Annotated in this window: 19 protein-coding genes; 5 read left to right on the forward strand and 14 right to left on the reverse strand. The window is 34.5% G+C overall.

Annotated elements, in window-relative coordinates:
- Positions 1-191: 191 nt before the first annotated feature.
- The 4 genes from ACFQ0I_RS06295 to lysS form a co-directional block, all read right to left on the reverse strand.
- Positions 192-1,412, reverse strand: a complete 1,221-nt coding sequence (locus ACFQ0I_RS06295; protein WP_379940465.1) for a hypothetical protein — start codon at positions 1,410-1,412, stop codon at positions 192-194.
- A 332-nt stretch (positions 1,413-1,744) separates the two neighbouring features.
- Positions 1,745-2,632, reverse strand: a complete 888-nt coding sequence (locus tag ACFQ0I_RS06300) for a dienelactone hydrolase family protein (RefSeq protein ID WP_379940467.1) — start codon at positions 2,630-2,632, stop codon at positions 1,745-1,747.
- 140 nt (positions 2,633-2,772) lie between these two features.
- Positions 2,773-5,244: a TonB-dependent receptor gene (locus ACFQ0I_RS06305; protein ID WP_379940469.1), complete on the reverse strand. Its 2,472-nt coding sequence runs from the start codon at positions 5,242-5,244 to the stop codon at positions 2,773-2,775.
- Positions 5,245-5,441: 197 nt separating this feature from the next.
- Positions 5,442-7,130: a lysine--tRNA ligase gene (gene lysS / locus ACFQ0I_RS06310; protein WP_379940471.1), complete on the reverse strand. Its 1,689-nt coding sequence runs from the start codon at positions 7,128-7,130 to the stop codon at positions 5,442-5,444.
- Positions 7,131-7,345: 215 nt separating this feature from the next.
- Between lysS and ACFQ0I_RS06315 the strand changes: the two genes are divergently transcribed.
- The 5 genes from ACFQ0I_RS06315 to ACFQ0I_RS06335 all read left to right on the forward strand — a co-directional run bounded on the left by ACFQ0I_RS06315 (position 7,346) and on the right by ACFQ0I_RS06335 (position 11,028).
- A complete protein-coding gene (locus ACFQ0I_RS06315) occupies positions 7,346-8,233 on the forward strand; it encodes a hypothetical protein (protein WP_379940473.1) in 888 nt (295 codons plus the stop codon).
- A 94-nt stretch (positions 8,234-8,327) separates the two neighbouring features.
- Positions 8,328-8,486: a YqaE/Pmp3 family membrane protein gene (locus tag ACFQ0I_RS06320; RefSeq protein ID WP_379940475.1), complete on the forward strand. Its 159-nt coding sequence runs from the start codon at positions 8,328-8,330 to the stop codon at positions 8,484-8,486.
- Positions 8,487-8,573: 87 nt separating this feature from the next.
- Positions 8,574-9,287, forward strand: coding sequence for a lipoyl(octanoyl) transferase LipB (gene lipB / locus ACFQ0I_RS06325; protein ID WP_379940477.1), 714 nt, complete (start codon positions 8,574-8,576; stop codon positions 9,285-9,287).
- Positions 9,288-9,489: 202 nt separating this feature from the next.
- Entirely contained in the window at positions 9,490-10,779 is a 1,290-nt protein-coding gene (locus tag ACFQ0I_RS06330; protein WP_379940479.1) for a DEAD/DEAH box helicase, read from the forward strand.
- A gap of 6 nt (positions 10,780-10,785) precedes the next feature.
- On the forward strand, positions 10,786-11,028 hold the full coding sequence (locus tag ACFQ0I_RS06335; protein WP_379940482.1) for a VF530 family protein: 243 nt from the start codon (positions 10,786-10,788) through the stop codon (positions 11,026-11,028).
- Positions 11,029-11,066: 38 nt separating this feature from the next.
- Here ACFQ0I_RS06335 and ACFQ0I_RS06340 read toward each other — a convergent pair whose 3' ends face one another.
- From ACFQ0I_RS06340 to ACFQ0I_RS06385, 10 genes are all read right to left on the reverse strand, one after another.
- Positions 11,067-11,522, reverse strand: a complete 456-nt coding sequence (locus ACFQ0I_RS06340) for a tRNA (cytidine(34)-2'-O)-methyltransferase (protein ID WP_379940484.1) — start codon at positions 11,520-11,522, stop codon at positions 11,067-11,069.
- 76 nt (positions 11,523-11,598) lie between these two features.
- On the reverse strand, positions 11,599-14,214 hold the full coding sequence (locus ACFQ0I_RS06345) for a chondroitinase-B domain-containing protein (RefSeq protein WP_379940486.1): 2,616 nt from the start codon (positions 14,212-14,214) through the stop codon (positions 11,599-11,601).
- 169 nt (positions 14,215-14,383) lie between these two features.
- Positions 14,384-15,445 carry a T9SS type A sorting domain-containing protein gene (locus tag ACFQ0I_RS06350; RefSeq protein ID WP_379940488.1) on the reverse strand — a complete coding sequence of 354 codons (1,062 nt, stop codon included), beginning with the start codon at positions 15,443-15,445 and terminating at the stop codon, positions 14,384-14,386.
- Between the two features lie 72 nt (positions 15,446-15,517).
- Complete coding sequence (locus tag ACFQ0I_RS06355; RefSeq protein WP_379940490.1) at positions 15,518-16,249, reverse strand: SIMPL domain-containing protein; 732 nt, start codon at positions 16,247-16,249, stop codon at positions 15,518-15,520.
- A gap of 24 nt (positions 16,250-16,273) precedes the next feature.
- Complete coding sequence (gene trpA, locus ACFQ0I_RS06360; protein ID WP_379940491.1) at positions 16,274-17,035, reverse strand: tryptophan synthase subunit alpha; 762 nt, start codon at positions 17,033-17,035, stop codon at positions 16,274-16,276.
- Between the two features lie 183 nt (positions 17,036-17,218).
- Positions 17,219-18,400, reverse strand: coding sequence for a tryptophan synthase subunit beta (gene trpB, locus ACFQ0I_RS06365; protein ID WP_379940493.1), 1,182 nt, complete (start codon positions 18,398-18,400; stop codon positions 17,219-17,221).
- A 67-nt stretch (positions 18,401-18,467) separates the two neighbouring features.
- On the reverse strand, positions 18,468-19,205 hold the full coding sequence (locus ACFQ0I_RS06370; protein WP_379940495.1) for a phosphoribosylanthranilate isomerase: 738 nt from the start codon (positions 19,203-19,205) through the stop codon (positions 18,468-18,470).
- Positions 19,206-19,342: 137 nt separating this feature from the next.
- Positions 19,343-20,125 (reverse strand): indole-3-glycerol phosphate synthase TrpC, encoded by a 783-nt coding sequence (trpC, locus tag ACFQ0I_RS06375; RefSeq protein WP_379940496.1) that lies wholly within the window; start codon positions 20,123-20,125, stop codon positions 19,343-19,345.
- 77 nt (positions 20,126-20,202) lie between these two features.
- Positions 20,203-21,195 carry an anthranilate phosphoribosyltransferase gene (gene trpD, locus ACFQ0I_RS06380; RefSeq protein WP_379940498.1) on the reverse strand — a complete coding sequence of 331 codons (993 nt, stop codon included), beginning with the start codon at positions 21,193-21,195 and terminating at the stop codon, positions 20,203-20,205.
- 76 nt (positions 21,196-21,271) lie between these two features.
- Entirely contained in the window at positions 21,272-21,856 is a 585-nt protein-coding gene (locus ACFQ0I_RS06385; RefSeq protein ID WP_379940500.1) for an anthranilate synthase component II, read from the reverse strand.
- Positions 21,857-21,925 lie beyond the last annotated feature (69 nt).

The following is a 21,925-nucleotide window of genomic DNA, read 5'->3' on the forward strand; positions in this document are numbered from 1 at the left end:
CACCAAGTTAACATCAAGAGGGGTTTGCATTAAGGACGACAATAATCTGCGGAATCTATTATTTATAATAGGTCGTCGATTGAATGTGAGTTGAAAATTATATACTTGTAGTAGGAGCAAAAAGTAGTAACTCACGGAAGATTATAAGCACAACTATGTTCTAAATAAAAGGCAAGCCTGATTATTTTGAATTATTTAAATAATGGTAACTTAAGACTTACTCCAGTTTGAAAATCGGCAGCATTATTAACTCGAAAATCTTCTTTAAAATAGACCGCTATTTTATATTTGGGATGCCCGTAGGTGTAAATAAATGTCCAGTAAGATAAGGTGTTATACAAGGTTGATATACCGTGTTGCCAACCACCGTTTATTTCCTGCCATTTTCCAACTAATCTATAGTAATAAGCTTCTTCTCGCTTGTTGTATCGCGATTGAATTTGGTAGTTAATAGTTATGGCATTGTAATTTCTTTTTCTAGTGAATTTAGTTAGTTCAATATCACTTTCAATCGTTGCCAGATAGGGGTTGTTACCTAAATCGATATTTTCTTTAAAATTGATGAGGTTTTTGCGCAAAAAGTTCATGCCAACTCCAATATGAAGCTGATAATTGGGGTTTGAAAAATCTATTTTTTTTATAGAATTTGCTGAAACACCGAGATCTATTGATGAATTAAATTTTGATGTATTCAAACCTAAGTGGCTTCCAAAATTAAAGTAGATATTTTTTGTTTTGTTTATATTGAGAGTTGGGTAATAAAAGTGATTAAACTCGATACCGCCCAAAAAGAAGTCGTTATTATGTAGTTCAAGTGTATTTCCATTTCTATCGTTATAAGTAAAATTCACTTCGTTTAAACCATAATATCGTCTGCCATAAGGGTCTTCACCTCCTGCGACATTGCTATGAAACCATTCAATAGTTTCGTCGTTTGTAAAAAATGAAAACGGATATTTTCCTTTAGTAATAAGGTATGGTCTTAGGGTGATACCTAATTCGTGTTTTTTGGCAAGTGGGATATTCACGTTTAATCGAAACTCTTTTATAACTGCGTCGATAACAATATTTATATAATCGGCAGGGGTGGTTTCCTGATTTACAAAACGAAAATTTCTATGAAACCAAAGCAATTTACTTTGTTCTGCTTGTACTGCGGGATCTTTGGGAATATAGGCTTCCACAAAAGGGTGGAAGTTATTTCCGCTTACCGATACAACTTCAAACCAGGTGTGCTTTATTGGTGAGAGTTTAAAATTTGTATTGATGCGACTACTAAATATGCCAAAATGATGCGTCGCTAAATTACTTGGATTATCAATGCCATTTTTAAAATATAAACTGTCCTGTTGTTGGGCTTTTATATAAAAGCCATGGCATATTAATAGAAGAAAAAGTAAGTTTTTTGACATTACACAAAAATAGGTAAACTTTTAAGTTTTGGAATGATGATGATTCGGTAAAACAATAAAAATACAAATAGGAATGAGTGATTTATTCTTAAAAAATTTAACGATTGTCTTGGGTTATCTTAAAATAAAATTAAAATTATAAAAATCCGTGTTAAACATTTCTAAATATGGTCTGCAAGTTGGAAATTATTGCTTCAATTTGTACTATAATTAGTTTAGCACATAATAATTTAATAAAGTTATTAGAGTTAATAAAGTTAGTTTAGTTGGTTAGTTTGTAAAAACCCAGTAATTTTTAATTACTGGGTTTTTTATTTTAAGGTGATGCCTTTCTATTTAAGTTTTTCTTTGAAAAAATTGATAGTGCGTGTCCACGATAAGTTTGCCGCAGCCTCATCATATCGAGGTGTCGTGTTGTTGTGAAAACCATGATTTACTTCTGGATACATATAACAAATGTAATCTTTATTATATTTTTTAAGTGCTTCTTCATAAGCTGGCCAACCTTCATTTACGCGTTTGTCAAGTTCGGCGTAATGTATTAGCAATGGAGCATTTATGTTTGCCGTGTCTTCGTCCGACGGTTGACTGCCATAATAAGGCACTGCGGCTCCTAAAGTAGGAATCTTTACAGCCATCATATTCGATATCCAGCCGCCAAAACAAAATCCAACAACACCAATTTTACCATTGCAATCATTATGCGATTGTAAATAATTGAAAGCTGCAATAAAATCTTCTAGCATATCGTTTTTGTCTCTTTTTTGCTGCATGGCTCTACCTTCGTCGTCGTTTCCGGGATAACCGCCTAATGGACTTAATGCGTCTGGAGCTAAGGATATAAATCCTTCGAGCGCAGCGCGTCTTCCAACATCTTCTATATAGGGGTTTAAACCTCGGTTTTCATGCACTACAATTATTCCAGGTAGTTTTTTACTTGTTTTTATAGGTTGAGATAACAAGCCCTTTATATCGGCTCCTCCTTTAGGTGATGGGTAAGTAATATAATCACTTTTTAATCTTGGGTCGTTTGGTTTTACCAATAGAGAATCGATATAATTTGGCATTATAAAACTTAGTAAAGACGGTATTGTAATACCACCAATAGCATATAATGAAAGTTTTTCAATAAATTGTCTTCTTTCAATTTTGTTATGAGCATATTCGTCGTATAAATCGAATACCTCTTGTTTGATATCTTCTTTTTTGAGTTTTTTCATAATTCTTAATTTTGAACAAATCAAAATACAAATATTCACGTCAACATCAAAATAAAAAAAGAGAACCATTTTTGGTTCTCTTTTTTAAGATATAAATAGTTGGTTAACTATTAAAGTGTTTTTTTAAAATGGCAATAATCTTAGTCTACAGTTAATGTAGATAAGTAGTATACAGGTACACCCGTAGTTGTGACTCCTTCAATTTTAATGGCATATTTGCTTTTAGAATCACTTGTGAAAAAAGAAATTTCAGCAATTGATTTTTCTTTAGTAAGCTTTATTTTTGGTTGCCAATGTAAGGTGGTTCTTAGGTCTTGTGTTTTGACATCATCAAATTCATTGGCATGATCTGGAGAATAGAATTCTCTAGCTGTATAAAACCCGATAGATTGAAAATCTATAATTCCTGGTTTTCGTTTCACATTTATATTTCTTAAATAAGCCCCTGTTCGAGAATGGATAGCAATAACTCCGTTACCACTATCTCTAAAAAAAGCGGCGTCTGCACCTTTAAGAATATCGATAAATTCTATATCATTTCCTGATAAATATGAAATATCACTCATTTGAACCTGAATTCCATCGAAGTATATTGCTGGAGCTCCACCATTTCTTGTTGAAATAGTATCGTTAAAAACCATAATCCCAGGTAGCGTATTTAATAATTCTGCTATAGTAAACGATGAGCGATTCGGGTATTCGTTTAAGTCTATACGCTTAGATGGACTTCCATAATTCGTTCTTTCATTTAAAAGTTTATTTCTTTTTTCCTGTTCGGTAATTCGATTTGCCGTAATTACAACTTCGTCTAGGAGGGTAGCTGATTTTAAGTAATCAGCATCTATTTTAGAAATGGTTTGCGATTGTTTAAAAAAGTTTGTGAGTTTGTTTTTATCGTCAACTAATGGTGATAAAATGTTGTTTCGAGAAATTCTAGGGCTGTTATTAAAACTTTCATCTAACAAGATGGTTACATTTCTATTTGTTCTATCGGCATCAGACTTAAAATCTTTAACACGTGCTTCGACCAAAGCCGATAAAGAATCGTTAAAAACAAAAGGGCCATATTTATAGGCTCCATTGGCATCTGTTTGCTTTACTTCTTGGAATGGTTGGCCACCCATTAATGTTAGTCTGGTGGTTGTTGGAAGCTTTTTACTACTTTCGTTTAAGGCAGTGGTTCGCCCCGATATATAAATGCCTGTTTCAGGTTTAAATCTATTTTTTATTTCAGTAGAATTATATAATAGATTGTTCCAAGTAAAACGGCGCCAACCATGGGTAAGCATTACTAAATCTAATAAAAAACGTCTTTTCGGGTCATTTTCTTTTTCAAAAAAATAACCAGGACTTTCTATATTACCTCTTAAATCGGAGTTTAATAATAGATAAGTTTTAATGTTTTCGCTTTTTGAATTTTGACCAACAACATCTAAATCTGTAATCGCCATCGAAAAATTTCCGTAAACGGGAATACTATCTTTATCTTTCAAATTAATTTTAAGAGTTACTTTTTCTCTTGTTTTAAACGAGGCTTTGTTTTGAGCTATATGTACAGCGATTTTATTACTAGGATTGTCAATAAATATCAAGCGTTCACAAACAGGATTTCCACTATTATCAAATAAGGTGAAGTTTGTAATACCATCTTGCATGTTGTTTGTGTTTAACTTTACCGTGTAAGTTTTTTTTGTTTCGGTTTCTAACTTTTCAAAAACAACAATACCCCTTTGATGTGCTACCAAGAAGGAATTTTTTAAGCCAATATCTAAAGTTGTGGTAACTTTTAAAATAATTTGACTTCCATTATTTACAATGCTTAATTGATACCCTTGCGGAAGTGCTTTTGGTAGTGGGTAGCTAACTTCTTCGTTATTAATAATAACATTAGCAAAATAGTTTTTATTGGGTTCTGTAATTATAGAAGTCATTCCTAAGCCAAATTCTACAGTTTTAAAATCGGCAACTATATTGTTCTCGGAATCCTTAATAACACCTTCTATCGCAATATTTCTGTTGTTTTTATCTTTTATTTTGATGCCTAATTTACACGAAATGTCATTTATTAGATAGCCGCCTTCCGGATAAAAGTTAATGTCTGGTTTTTCGGTTAATTCAATATCTGAAATTAATTCTTCTGTTTTGTTCAAAGAAAAATTCGATAAGCTATTGGTTTTATTCGCATCCCAAACTGGAATTTCCTTTTGAAAAAAATAATCTGCATCGTTATTACGCATATAATTTGTATACGCTCTTAAAATATATTTACCCGGTTTCCATTCTTTTTTAATTTCGAAATCGCCCGCTGCGCTAATATCATTTGTATAAAGCTGTTTTTTTGAAAGAATGCTATCGTTTTCATTTATTAATTCAACATAAATAACTCGGCTTTTTTCAGTCCTTTTATGGTCAATGCCATTTACCAAATAGGCAGTATACCAAATGCTTTCACCTAAAACATAATAAGGTTTGTCGGTTTGAACGTATACTTTTTCTGGATAGTCGTTTGCGTAAGCTTCTAGTTTTTGAAGAACTAAATCTCTAAAATTATTCACAATTGTAAAAGAGACAAGTGAAATTATAAAAAGGTAGAAGGTGAGTTTTTTAATCATATCCTTATTCAATGCAAATTAATTATGCTAATATAACTACAAATCAATTTTCCGAAAGTTTTTTTCTATGAATTAGACTAAAGAACAATTATTTAGTTTAATCTTGATAAATATTAATTATTTAACCAAAAAAAGGGAATTACATTGCTGTAATTCCCCTTGTTAAATTATGTTTTTGCGTTAAAAGAAATCATAAATTAAACCATTTCAACAATTAAATCATCGTCCGTTTTAGTAACGTTCGCTAATTTGTGCTTGGTTAAACCTTTAATGCCTTTGTCCCACGCTTTGTTGCTTAAACCGGATTGCGATTTTAAGTCGTTTAAGGACATGCTTTTTTGTGTTTTTAAAATTTCAAAAATGGCTTTTTCGGCATCACTTAACTCAACTGCTTTTTTCTCTGGTCGCATTTGCGGGAAGAATAAAACTTCTTGAATGGATTGATTATTGGTTAAAAACATAACTAATCGATCCATACCAATTCCCATCCCCGACGTTGGAGGCATACCATATTCTAAAGCACGTAAAAAGTCGTAGTCGATGGTGCCAGTTGCCTCATCATCACCTTTTTTAGCCAATTCTAACTGGTGTTCAAAACGCTCGCGTTGGTCTATTGGGTCGTTTAATTCAGAATATGCATTTGCGATTTCTTTTCCACAAACCATCAGCTCGAAACGCTCGGTTAATTCTGGGTTTTCTCTATGTTCTTTACACAACGGACTCATTTCTTTTGGATAGTCCGTTATAAAGGTAGGTTGGATGTAGTAGCCTTCACATTTTTCACCAAAAATTTCATCGATGAGTTTGCCTTTGCCCATAGTATCATCTACTTCAATCCCCATGCCTTTTGCGGCGGTTCTAATTTCATCCTCGGTTTTTCCAGTAATATCGAAACCAGTAAACTGTTTTATGGAATCGGCCATAGTAACTCTTGGATATGGCGCTTTAAAATCTATTTCGTGTTTGCCAAAAGTTGCCTTGGTAGTACCATTTACGGCGACTGCACAATGTTCTAGCAAACGCTCGCAAAAATCCATCATCCAATTGTAGTCTTTGTAAGCCACATAAATTTCCATGGCGGTAAACTCTGGGTTGTGAGTTCGGTCCATGCCCTCGTTTCTAAAGTTTTTAGAAAACTCGTAAACGCCATCAAAACCACCAACTATCAATCGTTTTAAATACAATTCGTTGGCAATTCGCATGTATAGCGGAATGTCTAAGGCATTATGATGGGTAGCAAACGGACGCGCCGCAGCTCCACCAGGAATTGGTTGTAATACTGGGGTTTCTACTTCAAAATAACCGGCATCATTAAAAAACTGACGCATGGCATTAAATAATTTAGTGCGTTTAACAAAAACATTCTTTACATGTGGGTTTACCACTAAATCGGCATAACGTTGTCTGTAACGTTGCTCTGGATCTGTAAATGCATCAAACACCACTCCGTCTTTTTCTTTTGGTAAGGGTAGTGGTTTTAAGGCTTTGCTCAATAATGTAAAGTCTTTTACACGAACACTTTTTTCACCAACTTGGGTTGTGAATAATTCACCTTCAATACCAACAAAATCACCAAAGTCTATAAGTTTTTTAAATATTTCGTTGTATTTTTCTTTGTCTTCGCCAGGGCAAATTTCATCACGGTTAAAATACACCTGAATTTTCCCATCGGCATCCTGTAGATCGGCAAAACTAGCTTTTCCCTGAACTTTTATCATCATCAATCTACCTGCAATAACTACTTTTTTACCTGCTTCGAATTGCGATTTAATTTGTTTTGAGGTATGTGTTACCGGGTATAAATCGGCTGGATACGGATTAACACCTAATTCGCGTAGTCTAGTAAGTTTTTCTCTTCGTACTAATTCTTGTTCAGAAAGCTGCATTTTTTTATTTTTTAGAATTGCAAAATTAAACTATTTAAAAAAATTGAAAAGCTTCTTTTAGATTATTCTTTGTAATTCATTAAAATTCTAATGGTTTGCATGATAATAGTCATAGAAAACCAGAGAATTAACTCTTACTTTCCAATGTTTATCATGAATGCTATTTTACAATTAATGATAACGCAGACAAGTTTAATTTTAAATAGAAATAATAAATGAGACATCTTATTTTAAGTGCTTTAGCCATTATCAGTATCAACTTTTTTTCGAACTCCCAAAGTTTATCGCCTTATATAAAGGTGGGAGAAACTTCTAAATCTGTTCAAGAAGCAACCAGAGATGTTATTCAAACCTTGAAAGACAATTCATTTACCGTTCTAGGTTCTTACCATCCCTCAAACAAAAGTTCGTTAGCTGTTATAGCGTTTACAAGAGACGACCTTAAAAACACCGTTGTGAAAGTGCCCGATAGAGGTGCCTTGGCTGCCACCATGAAAATTGGCTTGGTACAAAAAAATGGAAAGGTTACCATATCTTACACCAATCCAGATTACATTTTAAGAGCGTATTTGCCAAAAAATTACAATAGCTACAAAAGTACTTTTGTGACATTTAGTGACAATCTAAAAAAAGCGTTATCGCCTTTAGGAAATGAATTTAGCTCTTTTGGTGGAAGTGTTGAAGCTGATAAATTAGCGTCTTATCACTATAAAATAATGATGCCTTATTTTACAGACCCTATAGAATTAAACGAATTTGGATCGTTTGAAGAAGGGGTAAATACCATTACCAAAAATCTTGAAAATAAAAAAGGAAATACTGTTTTGGTTTATAAACTGATTTATAATAACTCGAAAGTGGCTGTATTTGGTGTTGGGTTGCAAAGCAAAGATGATGGCGAATCATATTTTTTACCAAAAATTGGAGAAGATCATGTGGCTGCATTACCCTACGAAATTATTTTACAAGGAACTAAAGCCACGATGCTACACGGTAAATACAGAATTGCATTGCATTGGCCAGAACTTACAATGGGTACATTTATGAAAATTATGAGTACTCCTGGAGATATTGAAGATACCCTTGAGGCATTGTGTGAATAATTTTTATTAGCTTTAAATATGACGCTGTAACAAATTTCTTGTAATGGCGTCATATGGATGTATAAGGATTAATTTATACAATAAATTGTTTGCTATGAGTTTTTGGAGAGTACTTCTTTCTATTATTTGTCCACCATTAGCTGTCATCGATAAAGGCTGTGGTTCTATACTTATTGTTTTTTTATTATGGCTTTGTGGATGGGTTCCCGGAGTTATCGCAGCTTTGGTGATTCTCAATAATCCGAAGCGTTAATTTTTTAGTCATTGTTGCGGTATTTAGTCATTAAAACTTAAAGTATTTGCGGTTTTTCGAGCATAAAAATTTGTAATTTTGCAGCTTATGAATAAGCAAATAGAACTTCAAGATTTAGGATTAAAAGATTATAAACAAACCTGGGATTACCAAGAGCAGTTGTTTAAAGAAATTGTTGATACTAAAATCAAAAACAGGAGGGAAGAAACCCAATTAAAGACCAATAATTATTTTTTATTTGTAGAGCATCCACATGTTTATACCTTAGGCAAAAGTGGTGATATGTCTAATTTACTGGTTGATGAAGCTCAGTTAAAAGAGAAAAACGCTAGCTTTTATAAAGTAAATCGTGGTGGCGATATTACTTATCACGGGCCAGGGCAAATTGTTGGTTATCCCATTTTAGATCTAGATAATTTTTTCACTGATATTCATAAATACCTTCGTTTTTTAGAGGAAATGATTATTCTTACCCTTGCTGAATACGGATTAAAAGCCGAACGAAGCCCTGGTGAAACAGGTGTTTGGTTAGATGTTGGCACCCCCTTTGCTCGTAAAATTTGTGCCATGGGTGTGCGCGCCAGCCGTTGGGTAACCATGCATGGTTTCGCGCTTAATGTTAATGCGAATTTGGGCTACTTCGATTTAATGATTCCTTGCGGTATTCGTGGAAAGGCAGTGACGTCGTTAAATGTAGAGCTTGGTAAAGAAACTATTGATGAAGCTGAGGTAAAAGAGAAACTTTTGAAGCATTTTTCAGTACTATTTGAAGCAGAATTAAAACAAAAAACCGAAATTTAAGTTTCCGTTTGTATATAGTAAACTCATCGTGATTAAAAACTGCTATATGATTCAGAATCGACATAAGACCTACCATATTACAAATAAATATTATATAACAATTAATTAACCGTACATTTGCCGCTTAATTAAAACGAGGTGAAGTTTAATATATAGATTGTCATCTCAAAATGTCCAATTAAGGACGATTCAAACAATTTATATGTCATTTAACTCATTAGGCTTATCTCAAGCCTTGCTAAAAGCAGTTAGCAAAAAGGGATACACAACTCCAAGTCCAATTCAGAAAAAAGCCATTCCACCCATTTTACAAGGGAAAGATGTGTTGGCAAGTGCACAAACAGGCACCGGAAAAACAGCTGGTTTTACATTACCACTATTACATTTGCTTTCTGAAAACCCAAAAGAAAAATACAGACCTATTCGTGCTTTAATTTTAACACCCACCCGCGAATTGGCAGCGCAAGTTTATGCGAATGTAAGGGAGTATAGCGAATTTTTAAATTTAAGAAGTGCGGTTATTTTTGGTGGGGTGAATCAGAACCCACAAGTTGCAACCATGCGTCAAGGTATTGATGTGCTGGTAGCAACTCCAGGACGATTGATAGATTTAATCAATCAGAATCATATCTCTTTAAAACGCGTTGAAATCTTAGTTTTAGATGAAGCCGACAGAATGTTAGATATGGGTTTTTTACGCGATATAGAACGAATTATAAAACTAATGCCCGAGAAACGTCAGAATTTAATGTTTTCTGCCACATTTTCGGCCGATATAAAAAAATTGGCACATGGTATTTTAAACCATCCTGTTCAAGTTGAAGCAACACCCGAGAATACAACGGTTGATGCCATTTCACAAAAAGTTTATAGGGTAGCTAAAGGCTTAAAAACCGATTTAATTATTAAATTGATTATAGACGGCAACTGGCAGCAAGTTCTGGTTTTTACACGCACCAAACACGGGGCTAATAAACTTTGCGAGAAAATGGCAAAAGCTGGCATTAAAGCAGCTGCTATACACGGAAACAAAAGTCAGGGTGCACGAACAAAAGCTTTAAGTGGTTTTAAAACTGGTGCGGTAAGCGTGTTAGTAGCAACCGATATTGCTGCTCGTGGTTTAGATATTCCGCTACTACCGCATGTTATTAATTTTGAATTGCCTAACGTGTCTGAAGATTACGTTCATAGAATTGGTAGAACGGGTAGAGCAGGAGCTAGTGGAGAAGCGATTTCTTTAGTTAGCGCTGATGAAACAACATTTTTGCGAGATATTGAAAAGTTAGTAGGTATAAGAATACCTGTTGAAATTGTTGAAGGTTTTGAACCTGACCCAAATGCATCAACCGAACCCGAAAAACGCCAGCAACGTGGTGGAGGGAACCGTTCTAGAAACAACGAGCGTTCTGCTAACAGCAATACCCAAAAGAATGATAGTAGCAGACGTCCAAATCGTAATGCTGATAGACGAAGAAATGATAGAAGAAAATAATATGTAATGGAAACGCAACCTAATAATCCGTTACACGGTATTAAACTAGAGCAAATTATTAACGATCTGGTAGCTCATTACGGATGGGAATATATGGGTTTCACCATAAAAATAAAATGCTTTACTGATAATCCTTCGGTGAAATCTAGTTTAAAATTCTTGCGTCGTACGCCGTGGGCGAGAACCAAGGTGGAAACGATGTATTTAAATATGCTGAAACAAAACGAAAAGAAAAAGGGCTCAAGATAAATTCTTGGGCTTTTTTTTCTGTTTATTTATTTAAGAATTTATTGCTGGATATGTTTCAAGCCTTCATAAACCACGATGGCAACAGCATTGGCTAAATTTAAACTTCTAACATGTTCGCTGTATAAAGGTATTTTGAAAAGTTTATTAGTATGTTGCTCAATAATCGATTTGGGTAGCCCTACAGATTCTTTTCCAAAGACTAAAAACAGATTATCTTCAAATGGAATATCGTAATGGTTTTTTGTTCCATGACTAGATAGAAATACCATTTTTTGGTTTTTATTTTTGCTAAAAAATTCATCTATGTTTTCATAGTAAACAATGGAAACATGTTTCCAATAATCTAATCCAGCACGTTTTAACCGGGTATCATCAATTGTAAATCCAAAGGGTTTAACCAAATGCAAAATAGAACCAGATGCTAAGGCTAATCGGCCAATATTGCCTGTATTATTAGGGATTTCTGGCTCAATGAGTACAATATTTAAAGGCATAAAAAAAGTTTCTTTTTACTAAAAGGCGAAGATACCATATTAAATAAAAAGAAACTTTATAAAAATTTAAATGGAATTAATGAGACACCATAATCATTTTAGATTGTTTGGTTTCACTACCATTAGAGATGTTTAAAATATATGCACCGTTTTCAAAAGGAGTCATGTCTAATAAAATTTCCTGTTCTGAAGATTTTACAGCTTTTTCCATAACTTTTCTACCATCTATTGTAAAGACTTGAACTAGACTTACATTGTTTTTAATGTTTTTTAGTGTTACAATATCTTTAACAGGATTTGGATATATTTTAATTTGGTTCACATCTTTATTGGCTACAGAAAGTGTGCTGGCATCGCCATAAAATTCTATTTCATGAAGGGTTGTAAATCTACTGGAACTTCCAACTTGGCCGTTACCAATTATTTTAACATATTTTGTTCCAATAGCAGTTGCGGGAAGTACAAAAGCTTTAAAACTTGCGTCTGTATTACTAATAAGATCACCGGCAGGAAATGGATTTGAAAAGTCTCCATCCGCAGTGCCTGTAGAAGATACCAAAATTTGTAAATAGTAAGTTTTACCGTTTGTTGTAGCAATATCAACCAATTGTAAATCAAAAGAACCTTTTAAATCATAAATAATTATGGCATTGTTACTGCCACCTGGGTCTAGAGCGCCATTGCCTGCCCATTGTGTGCCAAAATTTTTATCTAAACTATTTATAGCATAATTAAATTTAGTGGTACCATTTACTTCTTCATTAGAAAAATAGTTCACTGCAGCATCATTGGCTGTTTTGTTAATTAAATTTAAACCAGAACGTGGGTCGGCAGCATCTTGTGTAATGTTAAGAGTTCTGGTTAAAGCACCTCCAGTAACAGTAACAATGCCAGCACGTGTTGAAGTTGTGGTATTTTGGTCTACTACAATATCAAAAGAACCGTTGTTTGTACCCGAAGCAGGAGCCGAAATGGAAATCCATGAACTATCATCTGTTACGCTCCAACTTACGTTTGAAGTAACCGTTACCGTCTGAGTACTTCCAGAGGCTGCATAATTACTAATAGATGATACATATAAACTTTCAGAAGTATCATCAACCTCATATGCATTTGGACCAACAGTTGCTGTGGTCATGGGCATAAATCGAACCGATTCTAAACTGTAATGATCTGCTCCTGGATTGCTTAATGTAGGTCTGGTTTGACCATCAATGTCTTCATTAACGGTTTCTGTGGTCACAGCGTTATTATATAAAGGCGATGTGTTGGTTGTTCTCCAAACCCCAGTACTAGCATCAAAAGTTAAATTTGGATTTTCATTTACAACCATTGCTGTAGTAAATGAGGTAGTAGTAGCGCCAGAAATAGTAGTTGCCGTTCCTGTTGGGTATATTAAGTTATTTGCCCAAGTTATGTTACTCCCTTGATCGTTATTGTCCTTAATGGCAACAAGCGCATTTTCAGTGCCTGTAATGAGGTTGTTCATAATTTTAATGTTGCTTACGGTTTTATTATAAGCGCCATTATTATCAAAACCAATTTCAATACCATTGGTATTGTTTACTAGGGTGTTATAAGCGATGGTAACATTTTCTGCTCTAAAATGAGAACTCAAACTGGTACTTGTGCTTGTAACATCACCCTGAGTCAAGGTAATGGGGGCATCCCATTTGGTGCCATTTAAACCTTCAAAATAATTATTTATAATAACATGGTCTGAACCATAAACTCTTATACCGCCAGTATATAAAGTAGTTGAGGTTACACCACCGTCATAAGATATGGATCCTATGGGTCTGTTACCTCCAAAAAAGTAATTGCCTTCTATACGATTTCTATCACCATGACGTAAAGATAATGTTCCATAACTTCTTAAAAAGGTGTTATGTCTTACTACGTTATCACATGATTTTATGGAAACGATTTCTGGATCACCATCACATTCTTCAAATAAATTGTATTCAACCGTTGTATAACCGCTTGATTTAGACATGTTACTCCATCCAACTCTTATAGATTCTTGTTCGTTGGTTGCTCTCGGGCCATTATTTTTAAAATAATTATGGTCTATTCTGTCATTTTGAGATTGAATGACTTCGTTGGTTCCATCTACAGTAATATAGTGCCCGGGTAAAGTTTTGTTTTGAAAAATGTTATGGTCAATTCGATTGTCATGACTTAAATACTGATAAGGTTCAGTAATGTCATCATAAACTCCACCTATAAATACCCATTTAGAAGAACTCGTTTGGGCTAATTCGAATACATTTCGCGTCACTCTAATATTGTGGCAACCTTCTAGTTTTACCATAGTACTACTACCGGTACAATTAAAAGTAAATCCTTCCATAACCGCATGATATGCCTTGTTGAAAGTAAATCTAGAACTACCCGTAAATGTAACGCCACCAATAGATTCAGCTTTAATGGTTATGGGGTTACCAGCACTTCCTTTTGGAGTTAATGTGGCACTAAAACCAGAATAGGTGCCATTAGTAACTATTACAATATCGCCTGGAGCCGCATTATCTACCGCAGTTTTTAACGCACTTGAGGTTGTAACATACGTAGTTGTTTGAGAAAAAATTGTAAAAGAAGCAAACACAAGGGTTAATAAGCACCAAAGTTTAAGGTGTTGTTGCTTTTTAGAATGGTTGAGATTTGATTTTTGACGCGTAGTTTTTTGCATGTTGTTATATTTAGTTTAACTAGAAAACCACATTGGTAAACCAGTTTGGTTATCCAAATATAACTTTTTACTCAAAACAATGGTTATTTTTTGTGTTAATGTTACCCCTTGACGCCTAGTGGTTTACTAGGTTTTCGATGAAGTGTTTAATTTTTTCGTTGAATATGATCTACAGAATAATTAACTTTTCGGTCGAAATAATTTGATGGTTATTTTTAAAAACTAAAAAGAAAAGCCCTGTTTTTAGATTTGATACATCAACCAGATGGCTTTTATATTTTAAAACCTTAATAAAACGACCTACCTGATCATAAATGTAAATATGACTAATTGCATTAAGGTTGGTATTAATATTTATAACCTTATTTGTAGTTGGGTTAGGGGTTATTTTAATTTTTTTTTTAATTAGATCTGTGGTAGATAGTGGTGCCATTTCTTCGATACTAAAATTTGCAAATAATACGTTTTCATCTCTTAAGTCGGAAGGACTATTTAAACTTCTATAAATGCCCCATTTTGGTCTTACAAAATCGGCATCTGTTTGCCAATTTTTAATGGTATTATTGGTATAACTAAAAAGCTCTGTTTGATCGCTTACTTTTTTAATTACGATGTTATAAGTTCCAGCATTTGCACTTGCATTAGTACCAAGTTTTATGGTTTCGGTTACATCGACCCAAGTACCCTTAAATGGCGTTAAATCGGTTTGTTTTAAAGTGGTTTGCGAGTTTGTTTCTGCATAGCGTAATTCTAGTTTATCGGGTGTGCCTTTTCGTGTAGTTAGGGTGTACATGGGTATAGATTCGTATAAACCGCCTACCGATTTTAATTGATGAATATGTGTGAAACTAGATGACGATTGAAACCCAGCATCTAACTTAAATCGCCATTTATACACGATGGTTTCTCCTGAAATGCCTTTTAAATTATCAGGCGATTTGTCGTAGGCTTTAATCTCGTTTCGTTGTCGATCAAAATTGATGCATCTATCGTTATCTGGTGAAACATGTATTTGAAATCGGAATACATTGGTGTTTAATGTGGCATCGAATATTTCGTCTATATGTCTTCCAAAAGCGGAATGATTGCAATCGGGTGCTTCAACAACATCAAAGCCTGGAGCCAAAACCGAATTAATTAATTCGTAAGTATTGCCAGGGCCATCGGCATTTAATACAACTTGTGATAGTATTACTTGCGGTAAAAATAAGATGAAATATTTTAGCTTCATAGTATATTTGGTTTACCAAATTGGTAAACCAAATATACTAAATTAATGTTTTGCTATATCAATGCTAAATAATTAATCTACTTCATAAGTAAGTTTCATAGTAATAGACGCCGTTTTTTCTTTCGAAGATGTGTTGTATGCGCCACCCCAAGAATAATCTTCGTTAGAGTTTTGACCCGTAATTTGAAAAATTCCCATTTGCGCCAGAGATAATTCTCCTAATTTTGCCCCAGAATTTTCGGCAATACTTTTAGCACGCACATGGGCATTGTCGGTAGCTTGCGCCACCATCTCTATTTTTAAATCTTCTAGTTTTGTGTAGTAATATCTCGGCGCTAAAGAGTATAGTTGAATGCCTTTATTTAAAAGCTCCGTAACTTCTCTCGAAATTTTTTCAACCTTTTCAACTTCTTTAGAATTTACTTGTACAGTTTGACTTAAAGTATACCCGATAAATTCTTGTCCTAAATACTTTCCGTCTGCCGAATAATTTTGTTTAAATTCTTTATCGGTTTCAACAGCATTAAAGACGATTACATCATCACTCAAACCTTTAGATTTTAGATATTCTGAAATAGTTTCCTTGTCTTTTTTTAAGTCGGAATAGGCTTGTTTTAAATCGCTATTGACCTGCGAAAATTTGGCTTCCCAAACAATTAAATCGGATGTGAAATTGGTTTGTCCCAATCCCGTTACCGAAATGGTACCTTCTTTTTTATTTCTATTTATAACCGCATTACCTAAAATGAAAGATGCAACAATAATAGCTATTGCGAAAACGATGGCATTCGTGTTATTCTTCATAGAAACAAGTTATTACATTTTAATTTATCGAATAAATTTAATGAATTTACTAATATCACTAACAGAATTATTTGATAGAAATTTTATAAAAGCACTTCCAATAATAGCGCCTTTGGCATATTGTGTGGCTTGCGTAAATGTTTTACTGTCTGAAATACCAAACCCTATTACTTGCGGATTTTTTAATTTCATATCGGCAATACGTTTAAAATACTGCGTTTGCTCGTCGCCAAAACCTGTTTGAGACCCCGTAACGCTAGCACTACTTACCATATAAATAAATCCGTTCGAAATAGAGTCTATAAAATTAATGCGATCTACACTGGTTTGTGGTGTAATTAGAAATACATTGATGAGTCCGTATTTTTCAAAAGTCGATTTGTATTGGTCGTTATAAACATCCACAGGTAAGTCGGGAATGATTAAGCCATCAATACCAATTTCTTGACATTTTTTGCAGAATGCTTCTACGCCATATTGTAACATAGGATTAAAATAGCCCATAATGATTAATGGAATAGAAACTGTTTTACGAATGTCTTTTATCTGATTGAAAAGCACTTCGGTTGTCATACCATTTTTTAAAGCTTGGGTAGAACTCGCTTGAATGGTTGGACCATCGGCTAAAGGATCGCTGAATGGTAAGCCAATTTCAATCATATCAACACCGCTTTTTTCAAGGTTTTGAATGATGGTAACCGTATCGTTAAGCGATGGAAAACCTGCCGTAAAGTATATAGAAAGTAGTTTGTTGCTTTCTTGTAATTTTTGATTTATTCTGTTCATTTTGAAATCTTTTATAAGACCTCACAGGTTTTTAAAACCTGTGAGGTCTTGTTTTGCGTTAGGGATTGAGCAATTGTTGGAGCTCTTTTTTTGTTTTAACAAAGACTTTTCGACTGCGCTCAAGGTTACTAAACAAAAAAAAGCGACTTGCGAAAGCCCGACCCTTGTGGTAACGCCATAATTTTATAATTTAAAATAATCGATATAGGTATTTAAATCTTTATCGCCACGACCTGATAAACTTACCACAACAATGTCTTCTGGTTTGAAGGTTTTCTGCTCGAAAATGGCCAAGGCATGCGAACTTTCAATAGCCGGAATAATACCTTCTAATTTGCATAATTCCAAACCTGCCTTCATAGCATCGGCGTCGATAATAGACATAAATTCGGCGCGACCCGTTTTGGCTAAATGTGCGTGCATGGGGCCAACACCAGGATAATCTAATCCAGCGGAAATAGAGTAGGGCTCGGTAATTTGTCCGTCTGGTGTTTGCATTAACAAAGTTTTACAACCGTGAATGATACCTTCTTTTCCTAAAACCGACGTGGCAGCACTTTCACCAGAATCTACTCCTAAACCAGCAGCTTCAACAGCAATAATGTTAACATCATCTTCGTGTAAAAAGTGGTAATAGGTTCCGGCTGCGTTACTTCCGCCACCAATACAAGCGACTACATAATCAGGCTTTTCACTACCTTCATGTTCTTTTAATTGCCATTTTATTTCTTCGGAAATAACCGACTGAAAACGCGTAACCATATCTGGATAGGGGTGTGGGCCAATAGCCGAACCAATGATGTAATGGGTGTTTACCGGATTGTTAATCCAATCGCGAATGGCTTCGTTGGTGGCATCTTTTAAAGTACGACTACCAGATAAAGCGGGAACAACCGTAGCGCCTAACATTTTCATACGCGCCACATTGGGTGCCTGACGTGCAATGTCAATTTCGCCCATGTACACAATACACTCCAAGCCCATTAAAGCACAAACCGTAGCGGTTGCAACACCATGTTGACCAGCACCAGTTTCGGCAATAATACGGGTTTTACCCAAACGTTTAGCCATTAATATTTGACCAATGGTATTGTTTATTTTATGCGCTCCGGTGTGATTTAAATCTTCGCGTTTTAAATAAATTTTAGTATTGTATTTTTCTGAAAGTCGTTTGGCAAAATAGAGTGGAGAAGGACGCCCTACATAATCTTTTAAAAGTTGGTCGAACTCTTTTTTAAAGTCGGGTTCTGCCATTATTTTTAAATAATTCTGGCGTAATTCTTCTACGTTTGGATACAGCATTTCTGGAATGTATGCACCTCCAAATTCGCCGTAATAGCCTTTTTCGTTTACGTTGTAGTTCATGATTCTTGTCATTCCTGCTAAGGCAGGAATCTGTTTAATTTATGTTCGATTTATAATGGATTCCGCATCAAGTGCGGAATGACAAATGTTGTTTAAATTCTTGTAATAATTCTATATTTTTTAATCCAGGTTCTATTTCAAATTTACTGTTTACATCAATGGCGTAACAGAATTTTGAAGCAGGACTTTGAATAAATTTTTGTAATTTGTCTACTTCTTCCAAACCTATACCGCCGCTTAAAAAGAAAGGTTTGGTTGATGGGTAATTATTTAAAACATTCCAATCAAACGTGTAACCGTTGCCTCCTGGTAATTTTCCTTTGGTATCGAATAGAAAATAATTGCAAACGGCTTCATAAGGTTTTAAGACTTCAAAATTGAATTCGTCTTTTATGGAAAATACTTTGATAATTTCTAAATTCTCGTCATTGCGAGACTTTTTTTCAAAAGAGCCTGTGCTGAGCGAAGTCGAAGTATTGTAATCTGTTTCTATTGATGAGATTACTTCATCGTTCTGTTCTCGACTGCGCTCGAACTGACACTCCTCGTAATGACGTTTCAATTCTAAACAATATTCAGGAGATTCTTCACCATGAAGTTGAACCGCTTGTAAATTATGAGATTTTATTTTTTCAATAACGATTTCTAATTCTTCATTAACAAAAACACCTGTTTTTTTAATAGAATTTGGCATTTCTGGAATGTTTTCTAAATCAAAGTTTCTGGCAGATTTTTCATAAAATATAAAGCCAAGATAGTCAGGTTGCAAAGCCGCAACTTGTTCTATATTGTCTTGGTATTTCATGCCGCAGACTTTAAGAAGCCCCACCCTAACCCTCCCCAAAGGGGAGGGAATTGATTGCGGAGTATTTCGTTTATCTTTGTTCATTTATTTTTTATTCGTACTGTTTGCCATTTGAGTGTTCTCCTCCTTCGGAGGAGTTAGAGGAGGCCTTTAATAAATTCTTTAGCACTTTCACCTGCATTATCGGTTTTCATAAAGTTTTCACCAATTAAAAACCCCTTGTAACCATAATTTTGTAAATCTTTTATCGCCTCGATATTGCTAATACCGCTTTCCGATACTTTTACAAAATCGTTTGGAATCAATTTACTTAGTCCTTTGCTCGTGTCTAAACTAACATCAAAGGTTTTTAAGTTGCGGTTGTTTACTCCCAACATATCTAAACTAGGCATGATGGATTTATATAATTCTTCTTCATTGTGAACTTCCAATAGCACATCCAAATTTAAGCCTTTTGCAAATTCTGAAAGATGTTTTATTTCCGTTTTACTCAAAATAGCTGCAATTAATAAAATAACATCGGTGCCATAAGCTTTTGCTTCTAATAATTGGTACTCATCAATAATGAATTCTTTACGTAAAAGCGGCAAATTGCAACTGGCACGAGCCGTTAATAAATCGTCTAAAGAACCACCAAAATATTTACCATCGGTTAAAACGGACATGCCACAAACACCTGCATCTTCATAACCTTTAGCAACATCAAACACATTTAAATTTTGATTGATGACCGATTTTGAAGGCGAACGACGTTTGTGTTCGGCGATAATTCCTGTTTGACTCAGGCGTAATTTATTTGCTAATGAAATGGTTTGTCTTTCAAACAAAACCGATTGTTCCAATTGTTTAACAGGAATTAACGATTTTCTTAAATCGACTTCAATGCGTTTATCGGCTACAATTTTGTCTAGTATATTCATTTTCCTATCCCTAACCCTTTCCAAAGGAAAGGGAACTATTATGTTATTATTTTCCATCTTTTGTTTTAGGATGGGATTTATTTACTTAATTCTATTAATTTATTCAAGCTAGCTTGAGCTTTTCCACTTAATAAAGATTCTTTGGCAAGTTCAAATCCTTTTTTATGACTAATGGTGTTAGACGTTGCAATCGCTAAACCAGCATTAGCACATACTACATTGTTTTGTGCTTCTGTCCCTTTTCCTTGAATGACATCCATAAAAATTTTGGCGGACGATTCTACAGTGCTTCCTCCAAAAATGGATTCTTGGGTTATTTCTGAAACACCTAAATCTTCTGGTGAAAACATGGTTTCGGCATGATTTGAAATTACTTTTGTTGGTCCGGTTAAAGATATTTCATCATAACCATCTAAAGCATGCACTATAGAATAATTTTTGTCGGTATTCTGATATAAATATCCGTATAGACGAAGTAATTCTAAGTTAAAAACACCCACCATTTGGTTTTTAGGAAATGACGGATTAACCATCGGTCCTAGCATATTAAAGAATGTTTTTACACCCAACTCTCTACGAATAGGCGCCACATTTTTCATGGCTGGATGAAAAAGAGGTGCATGCAATACACAAATACCAGCTTTATCGATAGTCCGTTTTAGAAAATCTTCATCGCTTGAAAATTTAATACCTAAATATTCCATAACATTTGAAGATCCGCAAGCAGATGATACGCCGTAGTTACCATGTTTAGCAACCTTTACACCAGCACCCGCCGTTACAAAAGACGCTAAGGTAGAAATGTTGAACGTATCTTTACCGTCGCCACCTGTTCCGCATAAATCTATTGCGTTAAAATCTTGTAAATTTATTGGAATACACAATTCTAAAAGTGCGTCTCTAAAACCCCGTAATTCTTCTAGCGTGATACTTCGCATCATAAAAACCGTAAGGAACGCAGCAATTTGACTTGGGTTGTATTCTCCTTTTGAGATATTTACCAAAACCTGTTTTGCTTCTTCGCTCGAAATGCTCTCGTGGTTTATTAATCTGTTTAATATGTTTTTCATTCCTCTCCCTAACCCTCTCCAAAGGAGAGGGAATTTTTTAATTATATTTCAATTTGTTTCTTAGTAATCTTTTATTTTAAGCCCCTTTGGGGTTTGGGGAATTTAACCAGTTTTTTAAAATTTGTTTTCCGTTTGGTGTTAAAACCGATTCTGGGTGGTATTGTACACCTTTAACATCGTATTCGCGATGACGTAAAGACATGACTTGTCCGTTAGCATCTACCGAAGTTGCTTCTAAACAATCAGGGAGGTTGGCATTAACAACCCACGAATGGTAGCGACCCACTTCAATCTCTTTATCCATGCCTTTAAACAGGGGTTCATCATCTACGGTAATGCTGACTTTTGTGGCAACACCATGATATACTTCGTCTAAATTAATAAGTGAACCACCAAAAACTTCACCAATAGCTTGCTGCCCTAAACAAACACCTAAAATACTTTTTGTTGGTGCAAAGCGTTTAATGATGGGTTTTAACAATCCTGCTTCGTCTGGAATTCCCGGTCCGGGTGATAACACAATTTTATCGAAGGGTTCTACCTCGTCTAAAGTTAATTTGTCGTTTCTAACAACGGTAACATCGCAGTTTAAATCTTCTAAATAATGCACCAGATTGTAAGTAAAACTGTCGTAATTATCTATAACTAATACTTTTGTCATTTTTTTGTCTTTTTTAGAGACCTCACAGGTTTTTAAAACCTGTGAGGTCTTATTTGCGTTAGGGATTGA

Origin of the sequence: Mariniflexile aquimaris (assembly GCF_042676825.1) — a bacterium.
GTDB lineage: Bacteria > Bacteroidota > Bacteroidia > Flavobacteriales > Flavobacteriaceae > Mariniflexile > Mariniflexile aquimaris.

What these genes read in the sequence shown, in the direction of transcription:
- ACFQ0I_RS06315 (WP_379940473.1), top strand. Translation starts at nt 7,346, where the DNA reads ATGAGACATCTTATTTTAAGTGCTTTAGCCATTATCAGTATCAACTTT.
- lipB (WP_379940477.1), top strand. Translation starts at nt 8,574, where the DNA reads ATGAATAAGCAAATAGAACTTCAAGATTTAGGATTAAAAGATTATAAA.
- ACFQ0I_RS06340 (WP_379940484.1), bottom strand. Translation starts at nt 11,522, where the DNA reads ATGCCTTTAAATATTGTACTCATTGAGCCAGAAATCCCTAATAATACA.
- ACFQ0I_RS06300 (WP_379940467.1), bottom strand. Translation starts at nt 2,632, where the DNA reads ATGAAAAAACTCAAAAAAGAAGATATCAAACAAGAGGTATTCGATTTA.
- ACFQ0I_RS06320 (WP_379940475.1), top strand. Translation starts at nt 8,328, where the DNA reads ATGAGTTTTTGGAGAGTACTTCTTTCTATTATTTGTCCACCATTAGCT.
- ACFQ0I_RS06345 (WP_379940486.1), bottom strand. Translation starts at nt 14,214, where the DNA reads ATGCAAAAAACTACGCGTCAAAAATCAAATCTCAACCATTCTAAAAAG.
- ACFQ0I_RS06330 (WP_379940479.1), top strand. Translation starts at nt 9,490, where the DNA reads ATGTCATTTAACTCATTAGGCTTATCTCAAGCCTTGCTAAAAGCAGTT.
- ACFQ0I_RS06385 (WP_379940500.1), bottom strand. Translation starts at nt 21,856, where the DNA reads ATGACAAAAGTATTAGTTATAGATAATTACGACAGTTTTACTTACAAT.
- trpD (WP_379940498.1), bottom strand. Translation starts at nt 21,195, where the DNA reads ATGAAAAACATATTAAACAGATTAATAAACCACGAGAGCATTTCGAGC.
- ACFQ0I_RS06335 (WP_379940482.1), top strand. Translation starts at nt 10,786, where the DNA reads ATGGAAACGCAACCTAATAATCCGTTACACGGTATTAAACTAGAGCAA.
- ACFQ0I_RS06295 (WP_379940465.1), bottom strand. Translation starts at nt 1,412, where the DNA reads ATGTCAAAAAACTTACTTTTTCTTCTATTAATATGCCATGGCTTTTAT.
- ACFQ0I_RS06355 (WP_379940490.1), bottom strand. Translation starts at nt 16,249, where the DNA reads ATGAAGAATAACACGAATGCCATCGTTTTCGCAATAGCTATTATTGTT.
- trpB (WP_379940493.1), bottom strand. Translation starts at nt 18,400, where the DNA reads ATGAACTACAACGTAAACGAAAAAGGCTATTACGGCGAATTTGGAGGT.
- ACFQ0I_RS06370 (WP_379940495.1), bottom strand. Translation starts at nt 19,205, where the DNA reads ATGAAATACCAAGACAATATAGAACAAGTTGCGGCTTTGCAACCTGAC.
- ACFQ0I_RS06350 (WP_379940488.1), bottom strand. Translation starts at nt 15,445, where the DNA reads ATGAAGCTAAAATATTTCATCTTATTTTTACCGCAAGTAATACTATCA.
- trpA (WP_379940491.1), bottom strand. Translation starts at nt 17,035, where the DNA reads ATGAACAGAATAAATCAAAAATTACAAGAAAGCAACAAACTACTTTCT.
- lysS (WP_379940471.1), bottom strand. Translation starts at nt 7,130, where the DNA reads ATGCAGCTTTCTGAACAAGAATTAGTACGAAGAGAAAAACTTACTAGA.
- ACFQ0I_RS06305 (WP_379940469.1), bottom strand. Translation starts at nt 5,244, where the DNA reads ATGATTAAAAAACTCACCTTCTACCTTTTTATAATTTCACTTGTCTCT.
- trpC (WP_379940496.1), bottom strand. Translation starts at nt 20,125, where the DNA reads ATGAATATACTAGACAAAATTGTAGCCGATAAACGCATTGAAGTCGAT.